Raw genomic sequence first — 18410 nt, 5'->3', positions numbered from 1 at the left:
GCCTTCCGTAAGGTGCTGCACCGGTCAAACGAGGGGCATGCCATGAGCGACTTGCAGCAACTGTTCGAGAACAACGTCCGCTGGGCCGAAGCGATCAAGCAGGAAGACCCGGACTTCTTCGCCAAGCTGGCCCGCCAGCAGACCCCCGAGTACCTCTGGATCGGCTGCTCCGACGCGCGGGTGCCGGCCAACGAAATCGTCGGCATGCTGCCCGGCGACCTGTTCGTCCATCGCAACGTCGCCAACGTCGTGCTGCACACCGACCTCAACTGCCTGTCGGTGATCCAGTTCGCCGTCGACGTGCTCAAGGTCAAGCACATCCTGGTCACCGGCCACTACGGCTGCGGCGGCGTGCGCGCCTCCCTGCACAACGACCAGCTCGGCCTGATCGACGGCTGGCTGCGCAGCATTCGCGACCTCGCCTACGAATACCGCGAGCACCTGGAGCAGTTGCCGACCGAGGAAGAGCGCGTCGACCGCCTCTGCGAGCTCAACGTGATCCAGCAGGTGGCCAACGTCAGCCACACCAGCATCGTCCAGAACGCCTGGCACCGCGGCCAGTCGCTGTCCGTGCATGGCTGCATCTACGGGATCAAGGATGGCCTGTGGAAGAACCTCAACGTCACCGTCAGCGGCCTCGACCAGTTGCCGCCGCAGTATCGCTTGAGTCCGCTGGGCGGTTGCTGCTGAGAGAGGCGGAAGCTCTTTCCCACGAGTTCCCCTCTCCCTGGAGGGACAGGGGAACTGTCGAGGACGGCTTCAGAACTCCACGCTATACGTCAGGCTGTAGGTCCGCCCCCGTCCCTTGTAGTCGAACAGTCCCGCTGGTGCGAGCCCGCCGTAGTAGACCTGCGCGCGTTGTCCCCAGACCGTGGTGTAGTCCTTGTCCAGCAGGTTCTGGATGCCCGCGGTGAGGGTGCCCACCGGCAGCGCCTGGGTGCCGAGCAGGTCGAACAGCGCGTAGCCGTCGATCTTGTTGCCCGCCTCGTCGTTCAGGTTGAAGGTGCGCACGCCCTGCAGGCGCAGGCTGCGCTGGTCGTCCTTCCAGCCGACGAAGGCGCCGGCCTTGGACGGGCTGGCCGAGGTCACGTCCTGCTTCAGCCAGCGGCCGTCGACCTTCTCCTGGGAGCGGATGGCCAGGCCGTTGACGCCGACCTGCCAGTGATCGTCCAGCCAGTAGGTAGCCTGGCCCTCCAGGCCGTAGTTGCGCTTCTTGGTGTCCTGCTGCAGCACCGCCAGGGTCTTCGAGTCGTACTTGATGCTCTTGTCCGACCAAGAATAGAACGCCGCCACCTGGGTATCCAGGGCACCGTCGGTGTGCCGCCAGCCCAGCTCGACCTGCTTGGTCTTGATCCCGTCCAGCGGCGAGTCGTTCACGCTGACCCCCTGCAACAGCGGGTAGTGGCCATTGCCGTCGGCTGCGCCGTAGCGTCCGAAACCGTAGTACTTGGCCGGATCCGGCAGCTCGAAGCCTTCGCTGTAGTTGGCCCAGACCTGTTGTTGCAGGTTCAGCTTGTAGATGGCGCCGACGTTGACCAGGTTGACGTCGTAGTCCTTGCTCCCGCCCGGAACCGCGTCGGCGGTCTTGCCGAGGCCGTTGGCGATGAGGATCTGCTGGTTCGCCGCAACGAAGTCGCTGACGTCGGTGCTCATCGACTGGCGCCGCACGCCGGCACTCAGGGTCAGGTCGTCGGTGGCCTTCCAACTGCCCTGGAGGAAGAAGGCGCGGCTGTCGGTATCGATGTCCGGGTAGCGGCCCAGCTTGGCCTGTTCACTGGCTACCAGCCCGCCGCTGGCGGCGGCGAGCGGCAGGTTGAAGAGCATCTGGTCGGACGTGAATTTTTCCCGGTCCAGGTCCACCCCGTAGGTCAGGCTGGCGCGCTCCCAGGTCTTCACCAGGGCCAGTTTCATCCCGTAGTAGTCGGTGTCCTGCTGCGAGGCCGAGTAGTAGGAGGTGCCGTAGTTGATCGCGCCGGTATTGCTGTAGCGGATGGTAGGGAAGGGATTGAAGGCCATCTTCTCGTTGCGGTAGTAGGCCTGCAGGTAGAGGTCGTGACCCAGCACTTCCGGCGCGTGGTAGGTGGCGTTGAACTGATGGCGCTTGCTCTCCGGCTCGCGGTCGAGGTCGACGCCGCCCTTGATCGAATAGGGTGCCCGTCCGCGCAGGGCGTCGAAGTTGCGCCCAAGATCGAGGCCGCGGTCGCCGTCGTAGCCGGAGTCGTAGTACTGCAGGCCGAGATCGAGGCTGTGGCCATTGGCGAAAGTGAAGCCAAGGCTGCCCATCAGGTCCACCGACCTGTTGTACTGCAGGTCGGTCTGGGTGATGTCCGTCAGTACCTGGTCGCCACTGCCGTCGTAGGCCGCGCCGTTCTTCTGGTAGGCGATGGCCAGGCGGCCGTTGAACAGGTCGTTGCCGCCGCTGATCGACTGCGCCGCGCGCAGGTCGTGGTCCTCATGGCTCTGGAAGCCGCTGCGGGCGCCCAGCTCGGTGTTGAAGCGAGTGTCGCCGCCGACGCCCTTCTTGGTCACGATGTTGATGATCCCGCCGGTGGCGCCGCCGCCGTACACCGCGCTGGCGCCGGACATCACCTCGATGCGCTCGATGTTGAATGGGTCGATGGAGTCGAACTGCCGGCTGATGCCCCGTGAACTGTTCAGCGACACCCCGTCGATCATCACCAGTACGCTGCGTCCGCGCAGATTCTGGCCGTTGTTGGTACGACCCTGGGAGCCGATATCCAGGCCCGGGATCAATTGTCCCAACGCCTCCTTCAGCGGCACGCCGGCCTGGGTCTGCTGGTCCAGTTGCTCGCGCTCGATCACCCAGACCGTGCCGGGCAACTCGCTGATGCTGGTCGGCGCGCGCGAGCCGATCACCACCATCTGCTGCTCCACCGGATCGGCAGCCAGCGCAGGAGCGGAAAACGAAGCGAAGAGGGACAGGGAAAGCGCCAGGGGAGCCGGGCGCAAAGGGATGGAGCGGGGCATGAGGAGATTTCCGAGTTGCTGTTGTTTTGATGGGCGGCAAAGCTAAACAAATCGATAATGATTATCAAATGATTCGAACTGTTTCAATGAGGCATGCCTGGCATCCAAAGCAAGATGAAATGCCTGACACGGGGCGCTGCGCATGGCGTGGCCCTACAGCGGATCCTCGGGCATTCCTCGATGATGATGCGGTATGCACATCTGTCGCCGGAGCACTTGGAATCGGCGATGCGCTTTTCTCCGATTACTCAGTCTGGCTACAAATTGACCACATGAGGATCTGTGGTAATCTGTAGTGAAGTTAACGCTTAACGTTAAGGGTTAATTAATGATTCTGACCTTTCGCTGCGACGAGACTCGTCAGCTTTTTGAGACGGGTCTTTCGAGGCGGTGGGGAGCGATCCTCACAGTCGCTACGCGTAAGCTCGCAATGCTTCATGCGGCTACGGAGCTTCGAGACCTGCGCTCTCCACCTGGAAACCGGTTGGAGCCGTTGCAGGGAAAGCGGGCGGGCCAACATAGCATCAGGATCAATGACCAGTGGCGTGTCTGTTTCGTCTGGACGGATGCGGGTCCCGAAGAAGTCGAAATAGTTGATTACCACTGAGGAGGTGGACCATGGCTACCAATGGTATGCGCCCCATCCATCCTGGGGAAATATTGCGCGATGAGTTTCTGATGGAGTTTGATATCTCTCCAGCTGCTCTAGCACGCGCTTTGAAAGTCTCCGCTCCGACAGTGAACGATATCGTTCGTGAGCAGCGTGGTATCTCCGCAGATATGGCGATTCGTCTGGGGCGTTACTTTGATACGTCCGCTCAGTTCTGGATGAATCTCCAGAGTGAGTATTCGTTAGCAACTGCTTATGCGGCGAATGGCAAGCAGATCGAACATGAGATTGAGCCGCTGCTTGCTCACGGATAGCAGTGACGTTGATCGTAGAGCCCCGCAGATGCGGGGCTTTTTTATGCGAACCGTAAATCGGTAAAGGGGGGCGTAGACGGTTTGTAGTCGGTTTGTAGTCTGCCGACCAAAACAAAAAGGGGTTAGCTTGCGCTAACCCCTTGAAAAATATGGTGGCTACACCGGGACTTGAACCTGGGACATCAGCATTATGAATCCGTTACGCCCTTCCCCGTTGGGCCAGAGAGCCCCATAGAACGGGTTTTATAGCCACCTTCTAACCTCACTAAGCCAGAGCCTTTCGGGAAAAGCTGGCCATGTAGTCACCTTTGCTTTATCCGTGTTTTGCCGTTACCCTAGCCTGATAGCCCCCTGCCAGCAGGCTTCTCAAGGAGTGAGTGTGCGTTCTAATTATCACATTATATCTAAGGCCAAATAGTATGGCTCTGGATATCTCTTTCGCTGATAAGAAGATAAGGTCTATATGCCTAAAAGAGTCAGCAGCCAAGAGGAATTTACCGCTAGCAGCAGTTAGAATCCTTCACAGAAGGATAGATGATATCTGTGCAGCAGATAATCTATTTGATCTCCCGTTCTCACTAGAGTTCTTATCTAAAATTCCTCCAGGTTCATTCTCCATGCCGCTATCCGAGGGATATCATGCAATTTTTTGTGCCGTTGATCTGAAAATGCCTCTGGACCCGCATGGCAATGTAAACTGGCAAATGGTACGTAGAATTAAACTCATGGAGATATCTAAAGATGCTTGAGATATCAAAGTTTACGCATGGATCAGTCTGCCCACCGGGAGAGACAATCTCTGACGTACTGGAGGAAAAGCAAATTAGTTTTTCTGACTTCGCAAATATGCTAGGCGGAAGTCATGAGCTTGCAGACTCATTGCTGAAAGGAGATGCAAGAATTAATGATGATCTTGCTATACGCTTATCAGAAGTTCTTGGTGCATCCCCAGGCTTTTGGCTTAGAAGAGAAAAACTATACGTAGAATTTTTGGAGGTGGTTAATAGCCCAATCTCCGAAGCAGAGAACCAATGGCTATCTGAACTACCAATTCCGAGCATGCAAAGATATGGCTGGATTCCGAAAACACGTTCACCGGCAAGAAACTTAATTAATTGCCTTAATTTTTTTGATGTTTCCAGCGTTGATTCTTGGAGAGAATCTTATAGAAGCACGCCGGAGCTCGCAAAATTTAGAACCTCTCAAGCATTTAGTCCTCAATTAGGGGCTGTTGCTGCATGGATAAAACAATGCGAGACAGAAGCAGATTTCTTGGATTGCGCCCCCTGGAACAAAGAGAAATTTGCTGAATCTCTCCATGAGATAAAAAAACTAACACTTGAACCAGACCCAAGTATTTTTCTACCAGAGTTGCAGCGCATTTGTGCAAAAAATGGCGTCGCTGTTGTTATTGCACGAACACCTAGTGGCTGCCAAGCAAGCGGAGCCACAAAATTTATATCAAACTCAAAAGCACTTCTAATGCTTAGTTTTAGATATTTATCCGACGATCACTTCTGGTTCACCTTCTACCATGAGGCCGCACATCTAATCCTCCATGATAAGGATAGTGTATTCGTAGAAGGAGGGAATAATAATGAAGATATCCGCGAAACAGAGGCCAATACCTTCTCTCAAAATTTTCTTATACCTCCAGATGTTTTGCCTGAGTTACCCGCATTAAAGGATAACATGAGGGGTGTACTTAAGCTTTCTAAGAGGCTTGGCATATCCCCGGGAATCATCGTTGGACAACTTCAATACCGAGGTATAATCAAACAGAACCACATGCAAAAGCTAAAGGTTAGATACCGCTGGACAGAAGAATAGCTAGCCGCGAAATTGAATATATTTCCCGGGGGACTTCTGCCAATTGCAGAGAGCGTCCTCTAGGACTTGCATACCGACATCAAGATAAGTGTCTAGGCTCACTATCCATTGATCAAGTGTTCTCCTAGACGCTTCACCATTAGTATGCCCTAAAAAAAGCAGCTTAGCCCCATCATAAGGGCCTGTAGCATTACCCATGTATGTGGAGTCGGCTTGGATGTTGGCAACGCCGACTTTCCCGATCATCGTAAGATAATCAAAGCGACCTGTTCTGCCGAAACGATAAACAGCACTCATCGACTCATATAGATCACGAAATGCCTGTCTCGGGTCTTGATTACGACGTTCAAGTGCTTTACCGAACAAATCTGTGTGAGAGCCGCTCGCAAGAACCCAATGAACATAACTCCTTAAAACAATACCAGTAAAACTCCTCCGTGCTGGATTCATCGATTCGTATTTTCTATGGTTTCCAAAACGATATTTCCTATCCGAAATTTCCTGGTAATTCCGCTCAAGCCACTCAACCATTCTATCAGGATTATAGGTTGCTCTTTTCCAGTCCCAGGTGAAACCTTGCCCGAGAGCACTATAAAAGACTTGCGCAAGTGACCATCCATCCTTACCACTCTTACCGAAATGAGTTGCCAGGAATATCAACCAACTAGCTTCGTCTATATTTCCATTTTTAGCATGAATTACCGCCGCTTTAATCGGATCAAACATATCACTTCCAGCTTCTCCTCTTAGGGGGCTCAGCCTTCTTTGCCGAATCACTTCAACGTATTTGATCCTTCTAATACTATCTATTAGCTGAGCAATGAGAGTCTCTCTGTTCTCAGGAAACTCAACCCCAGGCAATCCCCTCACTTCATTTGAATATGCTAATAATTGAGCGTCCAAATTACGAGCGGTTTCTATATCTCTCTTCCGCATCAGAGCACCTCAGCAGTTTGCTTGGCTATCCAGTCTCTAATTGACGCCCTAACCTTCGACGTCACCCCATAGCTGCTTTGAATATTATGATTAAATCCGAGAACCAAAATCGGATTATCCAAACTAACATCGGATATTCTATTTATAACCCCCTGATACGAAAAGCCTTTTACACTCGCAATATTATTCCTCTTTAGATCCCAATCTGGAATATTCTGCATATTTAGCTTGCGACCAATCATACCTTCAAACCTTTCCACAACGGTCTTTCCATTAAGAACTAGAACCCTTATCGGAGTACCCTTCATTATCTGCCCCAGCGTATTGCTGGAGGCATCAAGAAGAGCTCTCTTTTGAGCGCTAGTTAAAGCAGCCCACTTTGTATGCGTTGCAAAAGGAATCAAATCCAAGTGAACCGCATGAAAAAGCTTATTGTAATAAGATTTTGAAGTTCCACTAATTAATAAGTCAAGAGACTTAAACCAAGTGTTATACGGATTTCTAGAAAAGTACTCCCTACAAGACTCCTCGATAAGCTTAATATGTCCTTCTGAAATCTGCTCCCACTTTTCTAGACCAAGCGAATTCAGTGTATGAAACCGCCGCTCACCACCTTGGATCTCCTGATTTTGATTATCAACGAACTCTTTATTACTTGGATTTAAACCTAAGGTCGCTACTGCCGCTAGCGATGGATCACCAAACGATGGTATCGGAGCCGCCCAAGGTACAACGTCAGAGGCTAGTAATCTCTGATCTCTTAATAAGTCTATTAACTCTATTATTATTTTACGCATTTAGGCCTTAGCATGAAGGAGTATTTCCAGTTGTGCGGGTGCTGTCTCTATTGAGGGATCTTTGTCTTGCCTTCTTTTTTCTAGATATGACATATACACGTCGGAGATCATCTCACGTAGTATTCTCTCTATTTTCTCGGCTTCCACTTTATCCTTTGTATATGTGAAAAACTGGAAAACCCTTGCAAGATCAGCCCAATATTCATCAAGACAAAGATCCTTAACACTTATTTCCTCGCCGCCTCGTATTTTTCTCTCGGCCTCTAACAGCTTATTTATACTTGGCCACGGATCTCCCTCAGGCATAGCTGGCATTTTAGAAATCTGCTGAAAGCCACTATTCACATAACCTCTGGCTTCTTCAAAGTTTTTTTCGTAAAGATGCAGGCTTGTGACGTAGTGCTTATACTCTCCAATTTCACACCCCAAAGAGCGCGCTAAAATTTCCTGTATCATCGTGAAGGCAAACACATCATGCGGCAGGCCAAGATATACATCGTTCGACCTCATTGAAGTGAACATATGCAGCCTTTGCTTTCTAATTAAGAACTGAAGAGTACATGTGCATGGAATATCTTTCCTAGGCTTCAAGATATCCTTAGCATCAAAAAGCTGCACTACAGCTTGCCGCGATGTTTTTTTATCACTCAGCAATCTTATAACTGATTGGAGCTGATTTTTATTTCCCTCCCCCATCATCCGCGGGCCATATCCACCATAAACAGTGCGCCCATCATCGGAGCTGTCCTTGTACATGGGGATATAGTGACGGATAAAATTTAGATCCTTAGAGCCAGCCAAGTACCAAGCCAACTCACCAAGACAGCTAAACAACTTTCCCTTTCCCTCCGCCCGACTCAAGCGGGCACGAGGGTTTTTTAGATGAAGTAAAGCCCCAGTTATCTCAGTAAACGCCCCTTTGCTCGCTATTATTCTTTCTCTCTTTTTTAAGAGCCTGTCGTATACTTTATTAAGAAGATCATCCAATGTCTCTTCTTTTATATACATTCCCTATCCCTCGCGCCTGCCTTGGCCAACACAGGCTCAGAATAATTTAAGCTGTGGATTTACTTCCTTAACCCTTAAACCTAGATTCCCCTGCTCGGCCTTTAAATTTTTAGCACAAGATATTATTTTTCTTCTACACCCAGGAAGAGCCCCCAACTCCAGAGCCTTTATCCTTGCAGAAGTCGTTATGTCATAGTGCGGATATGATGCCGAATACTGATACCAGCTTCTCTTTAAACCTAAAAGCTTGGCGAAATCATGCAACTCTTCTAGCGTATCAGCTACTAAATGGCACCATTCTTTTCCTCTCCATTTTATTCTTACGTTATCTACGTAGATCGGCATATTCCTAGCCTTAAGTTTCGCCATTTAAACTCTGTCTAGATATTTAGCTAATACTTGTACCATTACTCCGGGCGTACCAGCGCCTAGCTACTTCCTGTGTGATCGCTATCCCGCGTTTGGATTGGCCAAGTTTCGATTGGCCTCATCGTAGTCAGGACTCGTCTGTCCTTGCTCAGGCATGACTTCACCCGTTAGGAGCCACCAGCGGTAGCTGGGGAACGCACGGGCTAAGGTCTCGATCTCGTCTGCCCCAATCCTCGCTTTTCCTCTCTTGATGTTTTGCCAGCGGACATAGTCCGTAGTTCCGGCTTCTGCAAGCTCTTTGATGCTTGCTGCCTGGAGCAATCGAAGCCCTCTATCAGAAAGACGCTCGGTCATTACAAAAAACCATAAATGTCCTATGTACACACGCCATTTGCTGTGTATTATGTACATGTGTAATTTGTACATATCGCATGAGGCAACCTGTTGCCGAGTATAGGGGGAATACATGGAAGAGTCTGGAATAGTGGGGTTCACCGTAACGGGTGCTGTGGAAAAGGTCACGGACTTCCGCACCGCGCCGTTCTGCTCGCAGGCGGTCTTCGCACAGATGCTGGGCTTGGAGGACATCACGGAAGACGTGGTGCGGGGCTGGGTGGAGACCAAGACGATCCCGACTGCCAAGATTGGCCGTCGCCGCGTGGTGAACCTGCACCGTATTCGCCGTGACCTCGACCGGGGCAAATCGATCTTCTGCCAGGGTGATTACGATGCCGAGTGATCGCCCAATGCCGATGGAAACCTTCCAATTCTGCTTCGCGGGCATCGTCGGCAGCGTTTCCGGCAGGGTCGTGACCTGGGGCGGCCTGACTGTCGATATCGACCAGATCGAGAATGCTTGGCTCCGTCGGGCGATTGAAGACTATCGCTGTGGTCGTAGGGGGCAGAAATGAGCCATGGCCGCCAGTCCCTACTACCTGCGCCAAACCCACGCCCCGGACTGCGCCTGCTCTGTGTGCTGGTCCGCAAGGCAGGCCACCCCATTGCACAGCCCGTCGCCGTGTCCGGACTGCCGGCCCCCTGGGCTGCCCTATCGGGAAGGTGGCCGTTGGCTCTGCCGTCCCCGTTCCTTCTGCGCGAAACACGACCCGTCCCGGCGTCCGCCGAAGTACTGGCACGTTGTGTACGACAGCGGGAAACCTACGCCCGGCGTTCGACTGCACAAACCTTTCGTCTTGGAGTGACTGCCTTATGAGACAGCCAACCGCACTGATTGCCTGCGAGTTCTCCGGGCGTGTCCGCGATGCTCTGGCCCGGGTTGGTTTTTACGCCGTGAGCTGTGATCTGCTGCCTTCGGAAACCGAAGGGGAACACGTCCAGGGGGATGTCCTGGAAATGCTGGACTGGGGGTGGGATCTGCTGATTGCCCACCCGCCCTGCACTGACCTGGCTACCTCGGGTGCCCGCTGGTTTCCCGAGAAAATTGCTGACGGTCGTCAGGCACGTGCCCTGGAGTTCGTTCGTACCCTGCTGTCGGCGCCTATTCGATTCAAGGCACTGGAGAACCCCAAGTCTGTGATTTCCAGCCATATTCGCAAGCCGGACCAGATCATCCAGCCCTGGATGTTCGGACATGGCGAGCGCAAGGAAACGCACCTCTGGTTGCAGAACCTGCCGCTTCTGGAGCCGACCCGTATCGTCGATGGACGTTCTCCGGTCGTGCATTACATGGCGCCAGGCCCTGACCGCTGGAAGGACCGTAGCCGGACCTATATCGGTATCGCCGAGGCGATGGCCGAGCAGTGGGGCCGATATGTGATGCGGGCCTTGGCGGAACCAGAATCTGTGAGTTTTCACCCCGAGCAGCAGGACCTGCTGCGTGTCCTGGAGGGCTGACCCATGCTCGCTGACACCCTGAAAGCGCTGCTCCTGCTCTGCCTGATCCAGGCCGCCCGCACCGTGGCCGATCCGGTCAAGGGCCGCGCTCCCGGCTCGTCGGAACAGCCTCACCGTTCCGGCGAACGGAAGCACGGGCGGAGCGCACCCTTGAACGCCTCGCCCCTGAAACAGCCTCTGCTTGGGAGTGTGGGGCAGCTCCTCCGCCCCGCGCTCCCGAGCCCTCGGCGGCAAGAGCGGGATGACAAGGGCAGAGCCCTTGGTGTTAACAGACTTGAAAGTTATTCATTTCGGCGAAAATCGAAATGCTCGTTACTGCACTTTGTTGCTCAATAAGTTCAGTAGCTTGATATTTCCTCAGAAACGATTTTAGGCGCTTTATCTGTGTTGATATAGCTCCACTAGAACTCACTGAAACTCGGTAAAAAAGGCTCTTCTTTTCCTAAGCAATCACTTCCGCTGAATCACCGGCACATGAGCCGAATTGCAGCAGCGGGCTAACTCACGCCGAAAAAGGCGAATTGAAGGAGAAACACCGATGAACATGTTTGCAACCCAAGGCGGCGTCGTCGAACTGTGGGTCACCAAGACCGACACCTATACCTCGACCAAGACCGGGGAAATCTACGCCTCGGTCCAGTCCATCGCCCCGATCCCGGAAGGCGCCCGTGGCAACGCCAAGGGCTTCGAGATCAGCGAATACAACATCGAGCCGACCCTGCTGGACGCCATCGTCTTCGAAGGTCAGCCGGTGCTCTGCAAGTTCGCCAGCGTGGTCCGTCCGACCCAAGACCGTTTCGGCCGGATCACCAATACCCAAGTCCTTGTGGATCTGCTGGCTGTGGGCGGCAAGCCGATGGCGCTGACCGCCCAAGCCCCGGCCCGCCCGCAAGCACAAGCCCAAGCCCCGCGCCCGGCCCAGCAGCCGCAGGGCCAGGACAAACAAGACAAGTCCCCGGACGCCAAGGCGTAAGCCGTAGGAGGCCGCGATGCTCCGCTATCTCTCGCTGTTCGCGGTAGGTCTGGCCACCGGCTACGCCTGGGGCTGGATCGACGGCCTAGCGGCCTCCCTGGCTGTTTGAGGACTGATCGCTATGTCAGGCGTTGTCGCTGTGCAGGTGTGTACCGCGTGGACCTCGACCCCCGAGGGCTTCATGGCGTGTCGCGAACTCGCATGGCAACAGGCCTACCTGATTCCGCCCGAGGCCGCTGGATACGTGGACATCCTGGTCAACGGTGGTTTCTCCCCGGAAGCCTTCGGCATCGGTGCCGCTGGCGTCTTGGGATCGTTCGTGACGGGGCTTTTGATTGGCTGGGTCGCGTCACTTCTTCGTAAAGCCAAGTAGAGAGGAAACACCATGAAAGCAATGAAGCAACGCATCGCCAAGTTCAGCCCGGTCGCCTCGTTCCGCAACCTGTGCATTGCCGGTTCCGTCACCGCCGCGACCTCGCTGCCGGCCTTCGCCGGGGTGATCGACACCAGCGCGGTGGAATCGGCGATCACCGATGGCCAGGGCGATATGAAGGCCATTGGCGGCTACATCGTCGGCGCCCTGGTGATCCTGGCCGTTGCCGGCCTGATCTACAGCATGTTGCGCAAGGCGTAACGGGTGCTCTGGTCGGTGTGGTTGGGGGCGTTCTTCGCCGGCGCCTTCATCACCGGGTACCGGACCGGCGAATTCTTCTAACCGAACAGACCGAGGCGGAAGCCCCCTCCGGAGTTTCCGGCAGGGGGCTTTTTCATGGGTGACTGGATGAGTAACAACGCACGTTCCGGCTTTGGCCGAATTCTTCCGCTGCTGGGCCTGCTGGTCTCGTTGCTATGGCATTCCTTGGCGAGCGCGGACTTCTACCAATGGCAGATTTCCATCCCCGGAGAGCCCACGGCCTTCTTTCCATCCTATACGGCGGCGTGCCAGTACTACTTCGATAACACGTCGGCCAACTGGATAAAGGAAATCAACAAACTGAGCTACAAGGAAGTTCAGTGCAATGTTTCGGGTACTGGAGGAATCACCTGGCAGACGAAGACTGCCATCCTGACTGGCGATAGCTGCCCTCCGGAACAAGAACTCGATCCCGCCGATGGCGCCTGCAAGCCGCCGCCTGAAGAGTGCAAGGAAGGCGAACTGTTCCCGGCCAAGGGCCCGGACTCGCCTGTTGTCACCTCGGGCGGGCGGAACTATGTCGGCGACGGCGGCGCACCGAGCGCCTGTTATCAGAGCTGCGAGTACGGCGGCAACCCCAGCCCGGCCAGTTGCTATCTGGTCAAAGGCTCCACTACGACCGGCTTCTGCAATTACATTCTCAAGGGCACCGGCCAAAGCTGCGGTGCCGATTCCTACACCTTCGCGCAGACCGGCGATTCGCTGAACCCACCCGACACCCCGAACACCGATCCTTCCGACCCGAACGATCCCGGCTGCCCGCCCGGCTGGTCGTGGTCGGGGACTACCTGCGTCAAGACCCCGACCGATCCCACGGATCCAACCGACCCGACCACGCCGGGCGGTGATGGCGACGGCGGCGGCGATGGCAATGGCGGTGGAGACAACAACGGCGGCGGCAACGACGGCGGCACCGGCAATGGCGGCGACGGCAGCGGGGGAGGGGACGGCAACGGCGGGGGCGATGGTAGCGGCGACGGTGACGGCAGCGGCACGGGCGGCGATGGCAACGGCACCTGCGACCCGGCGAAAGAGAACTGCTCCACCGGCCCCGAAGGCCCCGGCGGCGAACTCAAGGAACCCACGCCCGGCACCTGGGATGACGCCATCGCCACCTGGGAAAAGAAGGTCGAGGAAGCCAAGAAAGAACTCAAGACCAAAGTGAAAGCCAACGTCGATCAGATGAAGGGCGCGTTCGACCTCAACCTGGCGGAAGGCGGCGGGCAACTGCCCTGCGAGCCCATGACCATTTGGGGCAAGTCCTACTCCCTCTGTATCTCCGACTACGCCGGCCAACTCTCCAGCCTGCGCGTGGCGCTGCTGCTAATGGCCGCGCTGATCGCCGCCCTCATTCTGCTGAAGGACTGACCCTATGGAATGGCTCTCCGGTTTTCTCGATCAGATCATCGCCTTCTTCCAGTGGATCTGGGATTTCTTCGCCCAAGGCATCTATGACTTCGTGCGCGACGGACTGGTGGTCGCCACCAAGGCGTCGATGTACGCCGCGCTCCAGACCCTGATCCTGCTGATCGATGTCAGCTACACCGCCGCCCGCGAACTGATCGACAGCCTCGGCGTGCCGCAGATGATCCGCAGCATGTATTCCGCGCTGCCGGGGCCGATTGCGGCGGGGCTGGCCTTCTTCGGCGTGCCGCAGGCGCTGAACATCATCATGGTCGCGGCGGCGACGCGCTTCTGCATGCGCTTCGTGCCGTTCATTGGGAGGTGATCCGTGTCGATCAAGATCCACCACGGCCCCAATGGCTCCTACAAGACCTCCGGCGCGATCCAGGATGACGCCGTGCCCGCGCTGAAAGACGGGCGGGTGATCATCACCAACGTGCGCGGCTTCACCCTGGAGCGGGCCTATCAGGTCTTCCCGGACCTGCCCAACACGGCGGAAATCATCAACCTCGATCTGGAGTCGCTGGAAGACCTCGAAAAGATGCGCACGTGGTTCCAGTGGGCGCCCCGCGGGGCCTTCCTGATCTTCGACGAAACCCAACTGCTGTTTCCCAAGTCCTGGCGGGAAAAAGACCTCGAGCGCTTCGACTATCCCGGTGGACCGGAAGCGGCCCACGCGGCCGACCGCCCCATGGGCTGGCTCGACGCCTGGACCCGGCATCGGCATTTCAACTGGGACATTGTCCTCACCACGCCGAACATCTCCTACATCCGCGACGATATCCGCATGACCTGCGAGATGGCCTACAAGCATTCCAACCTCGCGGTGATCGGCATCCCTGGCCGCTACAAGGAGGCCCAGCATGACGCCCAACTCAACCGTCCGCCCGCCGATGGCACCATCATCGAGTACAAGCGGATCCGAAAGCAGACCTTCGCCCTCTACCAGTCCACGGCCACCGGCAAGACCCAGGACACCAAGGCGGGCAAGAGCCTCTTCCGGTCGCCTAAGCTGGTTCTTCTACTGGCATTGCTGGCCGGCACTATTGGCTTTGTCTGGTATATGGGGCCTCTGCGCACGATTGGCGCTCCGGCTGCTGCGACACCTGCCGACGCTCCTGGCGACCCTGCTCAAGCCCCTGCTGCGCCCGCTGCTGTGGCTGCTCCAACGCGTCCTGCTGCGAATAGCTTTCTTCCTCCTGGGCTTGTACCTGATGGGCCTGCTGCTGCGCCTGTTGATCTGAACGCCCATCCCTTCGCCGATCGGCGGATCTCCATCCTCGCCCACGCCTACCGCAAGTCGCGGGGCGATATCTACCTGTTCGCCCTGGACGATCCCACGGGCCGGCGCCTGGAACTGACTAGCTGGCAACTGATCGGCTCCGGCTACCGGGTGACGCCCAAGGGCGAGTGCGTCGTAGAGCTTCGCTATGAGGACTGGAAACAGACCGTCACCTGTGCCGGGAGGCAGGCCGGCGCGGTGGCCAGCATCGCTCCGGCAGCGCCTGTTGCCGCGTCCGCAGACGCACCGGCCAGGGGCCAGTCGCCGCTGACCATCGTCCCCGATTCCGAATACGCCTCGCGGCCCTGGAGGCACAAATGATCGATTGGGAATTCCTCGTCCCGGTGGCGATGGGCTGGGCGCTGCATCACTGGTGGTCGGTGATGACGGCGCTAGCGGCGGTAGGGGTGCCGCCATGAGGGGCGGGCCGCGCCGCCGGCCGGGAGCGCAAGGCATGAGCGATAGGCCGAAGGCGCGGCCGACGCCCCTGTAACACGTCAGATAACCCCCGATCAGCAACCCCATAGAACCTCATTAACGGGTAAAGAACATGAAGACTCCGATCCATCCAACGCGACTGGTCCTCGAAGAGAACGGGGATTTCCACAAGTCCCCGAAGGGGATGCTTTTCATGGACCCGCTCAATGGACAGTTCACCGACCTGTCAGGCGTGCGCATCCTGCGGTGTGGCGTGGACACCGTGCGGCAGTTGTACAACGGCAAGCTCCGGCCGGAAGTCATGGCGCTGTTTGACCTGTCGGTGGATGTGGTCGAGTTCGCCGGTTACGAATGGTCCAAGGGCCGTATCGGTCGCGACTCTGGCTATCAGTACCGCCTGCAGAACGCCGAAATGGGCCTGATCCTGCTGATCAAGAACCACAACATCAAGGTCGACACCATTGGCTCGCACCTCAAGATCGAGGTGTCGCCCCACGCCATTGACGGCGCCGACCCGCGTATCCTCCAGGGCGTGCTGGATGACCTGGCCGCAGCGGTGCTGAGTCACTGCGAGACCAACCAAGCAGCCGTGCATATCGCGCTGGATGTGCAGGGCTGGACGCCTCCGGCTGATCTCGTTGATCGCATGCACTGCCGCTCGCGTCGGGTACGGCAAATCAGTGGGATCGAGCGGATCGAGTTCGACGGCAACGCCTCGGTCTACGGGCGTGGCGAGACGTACATGTTCGGCTCGGCCAACGGCCTGCAACTGTCGATCTATAACAAGACCCTCCAGGCTCGGGCCACCGACAAGCTCGACTATTGGGAAAGCGTGTGGGCGACCCTGAACGGGGATCCGTTCGGCGATGGCGACCCGGCCTATAACCCCCTGGAAACGGTCTGGCGGCTCGAATTCCGTTTCCACCACTCCATCGTCCAGCAGTTCTCCGAAGGCTCGCGTATGGCCTCGGGAGAGGTCATCGGCTGCCGCACCTACGAGGGCCTTTGCCCGCACCTACAGGGGCTGTGGAACTATGCCTGCGAGGCATTCCGTGTGCTCTCCCGGGAGGGCATGTATGACGCCTTCTGGAGCCTGATCAGCCAGGATGCTCGCGTCCAGGTCGAGTGCGATCCGCTGATCGAGCGCACCGAGTATCGGCGCTATTACAAGACTGCCAAGGGTTTCAGTGGACGTAACTGCGAGATGTTCCTTGGCCAGTTCGTGAGCCTGATCGCGCGGGAGCGTGTCCCGGCAAAAAAGGCTATTGAGTCCGCCCGCAAATTGGAGTTCTGGCACGTTATCGAAGACCACTATCTCGCCAAGGGTTGGACTCGTCGCGATCTGGAAAGGCATATCCACAAGCTCATGTGTGATCGCTATCTGCGCAAGGGATATGCGATATGACGGTACGCAAGGACGGCAAGACGTGGACGGCTGACTTCTATGAGAATGGTCGTTCCGGGCGCAGGATTCGCAAGAAAGGCTTCGCCACCAAGTCTGCCGCGATTCGCTATGAGCAGGATTTTTTCGCCGTGAAGGGCGAGACGGGCCGACCGCTGGATGACCGTCTCTCCGATCTGGTGAAGGTTTGGTATGACCTCCACGGCTGCACCTTGAAGGATGGCAGGCAACGCTTGGCGCGCTGCGAGGCGCTGGCGAAGCGGCTAGGGAACCCCTTGGCGTTCGAGTTCGATTCGTTGGCGTGGGCACGCTACCGGCAACGTCGCTTGACCGAGGTGAAGCCTGAGACGGTCAATCACGAGCAACGCTACTTGTCGGCGGTCTTCTCTGAACTGATTCGCCTGGGCTCCTGGCACAAGGAAAACCCGCTGGGCAAGGTCCGGCAAATCAAGACGGATCAGGTCGAACTGACGTTTCTGTCCCTGGATCAGGTCGCTCGACTGCTGGAAGAGTGCAAGGCCAGTACGAACAACCATACCTATCCGGTCGCGCTGTTGTGTCTCGCCACGGGAGCCCGCTGGGAAGAGGCGGAAAGCCTGACGCGGGGCGCTGTGCATGGCGGCAAGGTGCACTATCACCGGACCAAGAATCGGCAGAGCCGATCAGTGCCGATCCCGGATGAGTTGGAGAGGTTGATATTCAAGGTGGGCATGCCTGGATCTGGCCGCCTGTTCATGTCTTGCCGCGCCGCGTTCCGCTGCGCCTATCAGCGTTGTGGGTTCCAGACGCCGGGCCAGATGACCCACATTCTCCGCCATACCTTCGCCAGCCACTACATGATGGGGGGAGGGGACATCCTGACCCTACAGCGGATCCTCGGCCACTCCTCGATCACGATGACCATGCGGTATGCGCACCTATCGCCGGAGCATTTGGCCTCGGCTATGAGCCTCTCCCCGCTGTATCAGATAAAGCACTTCGCTAGTCAGGTACACCAGTAGAAGCCTTTTCAGGTTTGTCCAGGGAGCTATCAATACGGCTGAGGAGGTTTCGCTCCTGAACGACCCAAATCTTCGGAGCGGCATAACCCACAACGAAGGATAGAGCCCATATCTTTGCAAAGACTGCTGGTGTCTCTTGTAGTGCTCCAATGAAGTACAGCCCAACAACGAAGCCTAATACGCCTCCAACAAAAAGCCGCATGAATAGCCATGCGGAGCGAAGTTCTTGTAGTTGAGTCGAGGCGAGTTTCATATCTCCTTCCTGGCGGGGAAGGTGAGTGAGGTTGTAATTCGCGACCATTGTCTGTGCCAGGCTCCCAAAGATCGCACCGATAGTGCAGGCAATGGGAAGAAGCACGTCAAACATAGAAAAGCCGAGTTCGCTGAACATGTCCCTTGTCTCTACTGGCTGATGACCGAAGGGTAGGGCAGAGGCAGGGGTGAGGGAAGAGGTAGACACGCTGTAGTCACTTTGTAGTCACCACAGGCAAAAGAAAAGGGGTTAGCTTG

At 56.4% G+C, this 18410-nt stretch carries 23 protein-coding genes and 1 pseudogene; 18 read left to right on the top strand and 6 right to left on the bottom strand.

What is annotated here, in order from left to right:
* The first annotated feature begins 42 nt into the window (after positions 1 to 42).
* Positions 43 to 690 carry a carbonate dehydratase gene (can, locus tag ACI766_RS25365; RefSeq protein WP_003095021.1) on the top strand — a complete coding sequence of 216 codons (648 nt, stop codon included), beginning with the start codon at positions 43 to 45 and terminating at the stop codon, positions 688 to 690.
* Positions 691 to 759: 69 nt separating this feature from the next.
* Here can and ACI766_RS25360 read toward each other — a convergent pair whose 3' ends face one another.
* Positions 760 to 2988 (bottom strand): TonB-dependent receptor, encoded by a 2229-nt coding sequence (locus ACI766_RS25360; RefSeq protein WP_023086667.1) that lies wholly within the window; start codon positions 2986 to 2988, stop codon positions 760 to 762.
* Positions 2989 to 3138: 150 nt separating this feature from the next.
* Between ACI766_RS25360 and ACI766_RS25355 the strand changes: the two are divergent.
* The 5 genes and pseudogenes from ACI766_RS25355 to ACI766_RS25335 form a co-directional block, all read left to right on the top strand.
* Positions 3139 to 3264: pseudogene (locus ACI766_RS25355) on the top strand (integrase); the annotation flags it as partial.
* A 52-nt stretch (positions 3265 to 3316) separates the two neighbouring features.
* Positions 3317 to 3595, top strand: coding sequence for a type II toxin-antitoxin system RelE/ParE family toxin (locus ACI766_RS25350; protein ID WP_003113526.1), 279 nt, complete (start codon positions 3317 to 3319; stop codon positions 3593 to 3595).
* Positions 3596 to 3606: 11 nt separating this feature from the next.
* Positions 3607 to 3912 (top strand): HigA family addiction module antitoxin, encoded by a 306-nt coding sequence (locus ACI766_RS25345; protein WP_003113527.1) that lies wholly within the window; start codon positions 3607 to 3609, stop codon positions 3910 to 3912.
* A 419-nt stretch (positions 3913 to 4331) separates the two neighbouring features.
* On the top strand, positions 4332 to 4661 hold the full coding sequence (locus ACI766_RS25340) for a hypothetical protein (RefSeq protein WP_124142480.1): 330 nt from the start codon (positions 4332 to 4334) through the stop codon (positions 4659 to 4661).
* Positions 4654 to 5742, top strand: a complete 1089-nt coding sequence (locus ACI766_RS25335; protein ID WP_033971059.1) for an ImmA/IrrE family metallo-endopeptidase — start codon at positions 4654 to 4656, stop codon at positions 5740 to 5742. The genes ACI766_RS25340 and ACI766_RS25335 overlap by 8 nt, the downstream gene beginning before the upstream one ends.
* Here ACI766_RS25335 and ACI766_RS25330 read toward each other — a convergent pair whose 3' ends face one another.
* The 4 genes from ACI766_RS25330 to ACI766_RS25315 are packed head-to-tail and all read right to left on the bottom strand — an operon-like array spanning position 5743 to position 8852.
* Positions 5743 to 6678: a hypothetical protein gene (locus ACI766_RS25330; RefSeq protein WP_124166594.1), complete on the bottom strand. Its 936-nt coding sequence runs from the start codon at positions 6676 to 6678 to the stop codon at positions 5743 to 5745. It abuts the gene before it with no gap.
* Positions 6678 to 7475, bottom strand: coding sequence for a hypothetical protein (locus ACI766_RS25325; RefSeq protein WP_128671064.1), 798 nt, complete (start codon positions 7473 to 7475; stop codon positions 6678 to 6680). Before ACI766_RS25325 ends, ACI766_RS25330 begins: the two co-directional genes overlap by 1 nt.
* Positions 7476 to 8483 carry a thymidylate synthase gene (locus ACI766_RS25320; RefSeq protein ID WP_079384011.1) on the bottom strand — a complete coding sequence of 336 codons (1008 nt, stop codon included), beginning with the start codon at positions 8481 to 8483 and terminating at the stop codon, positions 7476 to 7478.
* A gap of 36 nt (positions 8484 to 8519) precedes the next feature.
* Positions 8520 to 8852: a DUF4031 domain-containing protein gene (locus ACI766_RS25315; RefSeq protein WP_236081132.1), complete on the bottom strand. Its 333-nt coding sequence runs from the start codon at positions 8850 to 8852 to the stop codon at positions 8520 to 8522.
* Between the two features lie 466 nt (positions 8853 to 9318).
* On the opposite strand from ACI766_RS25315, the gene ACI766_RS25310 reads away from it, so the two are divergent.
* The 12 genes from ACI766_RS25310 (at position 9319) to ACI766_RS25255 (ending at position 17900) form a co-directional block, all read left to right on the top strand.
* Complete coding sequence (locus ACI766_RS25310; RefSeq protein WP_004352675.1) at positions 9319 to 9591, top strand: hypothetical protein; 273 nt, start codon at positions 9319 to 9321, stop codon at positions 9589 to 9591.
* On the top strand, positions 9581 to 9763 hold the full coding sequence (locus tag ACI766_RS25305) for a hypothetical protein (protein WP_128671063.1): 183 nt from the start codon (positions 9581 to 9583) through the stop codon (positions 9761 to 9763). The genes ACI766_RS25310 and ACI766_RS25305 overlap by 11 nt, the downstream gene beginning before the upstream one ends.
* Before the next feature lie 3 nt (positions 9764 to 9766).
* A complete protein-coding gene (gene pflM, locus ACI766_RS25300; protein ID WP_412828478.1) occupies positions 9767 to 10054 on the top strand; it encodes a lysogeny maintenance protein PflM in 288 nt (95 codons plus the stop codon).
* A 7-nt stretch (positions 10055 to 10061) separates the two neighbouring features.
* Complete coding sequence (locus tag ACI766_RS25295; protein WP_003133746.1) at positions 10062 to 10706, top strand: DNA cytosine methyltransferase; 645 nt, start codon at positions 10062 to 10064, stop codon at positions 10704 to 10706.
* A gap of 538 nt (positions 10707 to 11244) precedes the next feature.
* A complete protein-coding gene (locus ACI766_RS25290) occupies positions 11245 to 11679 on the top strand; it encodes a hypothetical protein (protein ID WP_025324669.1) in 435 nt (144 codons plus the stop codon).
* Between the two features lie 121 nt (positions 11680 to 11800).
* Positions 11801 to 12052 (top strand): hypothetical protein, encoded by a 252-nt coding sequence (locus tag ACI766_RS25285; protein ID WP_003115979.1) that lies wholly within the window; start codon positions 11801 to 11803, stop codon positions 12050 to 12052.
* 12 nt (positions 12053 to 12064) lie between these two features.
* The gene (locus ACI766_RS25280; RefSeq protein ID WP_003125072.1) at positions 12065 to 12313 is read left to right on the top strand and encodes a major capsid protein; all 249 of its coding nucleotides are present in this window, start codon (positions 12065 to 12067) and stop codon (positions 12311 to 12313) included.
* Positions 12314 to 12448: 135 nt separating this feature from the next.
* Complete coding sequence (locus ACI766_RS25275; RefSeq protein ID WP_412828477.1) at positions 12449 to 13741, top strand: attachment protein; 1293 nt, start codon at positions 12449 to 12451, stop codon at positions 13739 to 13741.
* 4 nt (positions 13742 to 13745) lie between these two features.
* Complete coding sequence (locus ACI766_RS25270) at positions 13746 to 14102, top strand: DUF2523 family protein (protein WP_412828476.1); 357 nt, start codon at positions 13746 to 13748, stop codon at positions 14100 to 14102.
* Between the two features lie 3 nt (positions 14103 to 14105).
* Positions 14106 to 15380, top strand: a complete 1275-nt coding sequence (locus ACI766_RS25265; RefSeq protein WP_412828475.1) for a zonular occludens toxin domain-containing protein — start codon at positions 14106 to 14108, stop codon at positions 15378 to 15380.
* Between the two features lie 229 nt (positions 15381 to 15609).
* Entirely contained in the window at positions 15610 to 16902 is a 1293-nt protein-coding gene (locus ACI766_RS25260) for a hypothetical protein (RefSeq protein WP_033946423.1), read from the top strand.
* Positions 16899 to 17900 (top strand): tyrosine-type recombinase/integrase, encoded by a 1002-nt coding sequence (locus ACI766_RS25255; RefSeq protein ID WP_058201802.1) that lies wholly within the window; start codon positions 16899 to 16901, stop codon positions 17898 to 17900. Before ACI766_RS25260 ends, ACI766_RS25255 begins: the two co-directional genes overlap by 4 nt.
* Here the strand turns inward: ACI766_RS25255 and ACI766_RS25250 are convergent.
* Positions 17881 to 18291: a hypothetical protein gene (locus tag ACI766_RS25250; protein ID WP_070341487.1), complete on the bottom strand. Its 411-nt coding sequence runs from the start codon at positions 18289 to 18291 to the stop codon at positions 17881 to 17883. The two genes, ACI766_RS25255 and ACI766_RS25250, sit on opposite strands and share 20 nt — an antisense overlap.
* Positions 18292 to 18410: the final 119 nt, after the last annotated feature.

This window comes from Pseudomonas sp. DL (genome assembly GCF_047199225.1).
Lineage (GTDB): Bacteria > Pseudomonadota > Gammaproteobacteria > Pseudomonadales > Pseudomonadaceae > Pseudomonas > Pseudomonas aeruginosa.
The sequence above is the reverse complement of the archived record's forward strand: the minus strand, read 5'-3'. Positions and strand labels throughout refer to the sequence as shown.

Coding starts and splice junctions, on each gene's coding strand:
- can (WP_003095021.1), top strand. CDS start 43: ATGAGCGACTTGCAGCAACTGTTCGAGAACAACGTCCGCTGGGCCGAA.
- ACI766_RS25360 (WP_023086667.1), bottom strand. CDS start 2,988: ATGCCCCGCTCCATCCCTTTGCGCCCGGCTCCCCTGGCGCTTTCCCTG.
- ACI766_RS25350 (WP_003113526.1), top strand. CDS start 3,317: ATGATTCTGACCTTTCGCTGCGACGAGACTCGTCAGCTTTTTGAGACG.
- ACI766_RS25345 (WP_003113527.1), top strand. CDS start 3,607: ATGGCTACCAATGGTATGCGCCCCATCCATCCTGGGGAAATATTGCGC.
- ACI766_RS25340 (WP_124142480.1), top strand. CDS start 4,332: ATGGCTCTGGATATCTCTTTCGCTGATAAGAAGATAAGGTCTATATGC.
- ACI766_RS25335 (WP_033971059.1), top strand. CDS start 4,654: ATGCTTGAGATATCAAAGTTTACGCATGGATCAGTCTGCCCACCGGGA.
- ACI766_RS25330 (WP_124166594.1), bottom strand. CDS start 6,678: ATGCGGAAGAGAGATATAGAAACCGCTCGTAATTTGGACGCTCAATTA.
- ACI766_RS25325 (WP_128671064.1), bottom strand. CDS start 7,475: ATGCGTAAAATAATAATAGAGTTAATAGACTTATTAAGAGATCAGAGA.
- ACI766_RS25320 (WP_079384011.1), bottom strand. CDS start 8,483: ATGTATATAAAAGAAGAGACATTGGATGATCTTCTTAATAAAGTATAC.
- ACI766_RS25315 (WP_236081132.1), bottom strand. CDS start 8,852: ATGGCGAAACTTAAGGCTAGGAATATGCCGATCTACGTAGATAACGTA.
- ACI766_RS25310 (WP_004352675.1), top strand. CDS start 9,319: ATGGAAGAGTCTGGAATAGTGGGGTTCACCGTAACGGGTGCTGTGGAA.
- ACI766_RS25305 (WP_128671063.1), top strand. CDS start 9,581: ATGCCGAGTGATCGCCCAATGCCGATGGAAACCTTCCAATTCTGCTTC.
- pflM (WP_412828478.1), top strand. CDS start 9,767: ATGGCCGCCAGTCCCTACTACCTGCGCCAAACCCACGCCCCGGACTGC.
- ACI766_RS25295 (WP_003133746.1), top strand. CDS start 10,062: ATGAGACAGCCAACCGCACTGATTGCCTGCGAGTTCTCCGGGCGTGTC.
- ACI766_RS25290 (WP_025324669.1), top strand. CDS start 11,245: ATGAACATGTTTGCAACCCAAGGCGGCGTCGTCGAACTGTGGGTCACC.
- ACI766_RS25285 (WP_003115979.1), top strand. CDS start 11,801: ATGTCAGGCGTTGTCGCTGTGCAGGTGTGTACCGCGTGGACCTCGACC.
- ACI766_RS25280 (WP_003125072.1), top strand. CDS start 12,065: ATGAAAGCAATGAAGCAACGCATCGCCAAGTTCAGCCCGGTCGCCTCG.
- ACI766_RS25275 (WP_412828477.1), top strand. CDS start 12,449: ATGGGTGACTGGATGAGTAACAACGCACGTTCCGGCTTTGGCCGAATT.
- ACI766_RS25270 (WP_412828476.1), top strand. CDS start 13,746: ATGGAATGGCTCTCCGGTTTTCTCGATCAGATCATCGCCTTCTTCCAG.
- ACI766_RS25260 (WP_033946423.1), top strand. CDS start 15,610: ATGAAGACTCCGATCCATCCAACGCGACTGGTCCTCGAAGAGAACGGG.
- ACI766_RS25255 (WP_058201802.1), top strand. CDS start 16,899: ATGACGGTACGCAAGGACGGCAAGACGTGGACGGCTGACTTCTATGAG.
- ACI766_RS25250 (WP_070341487.1), bottom strand. CDS start 18,291: ATGTTCAGCGAACTCGGCTTTTCTATGTTTGACGTGCTTCTTCCCATT.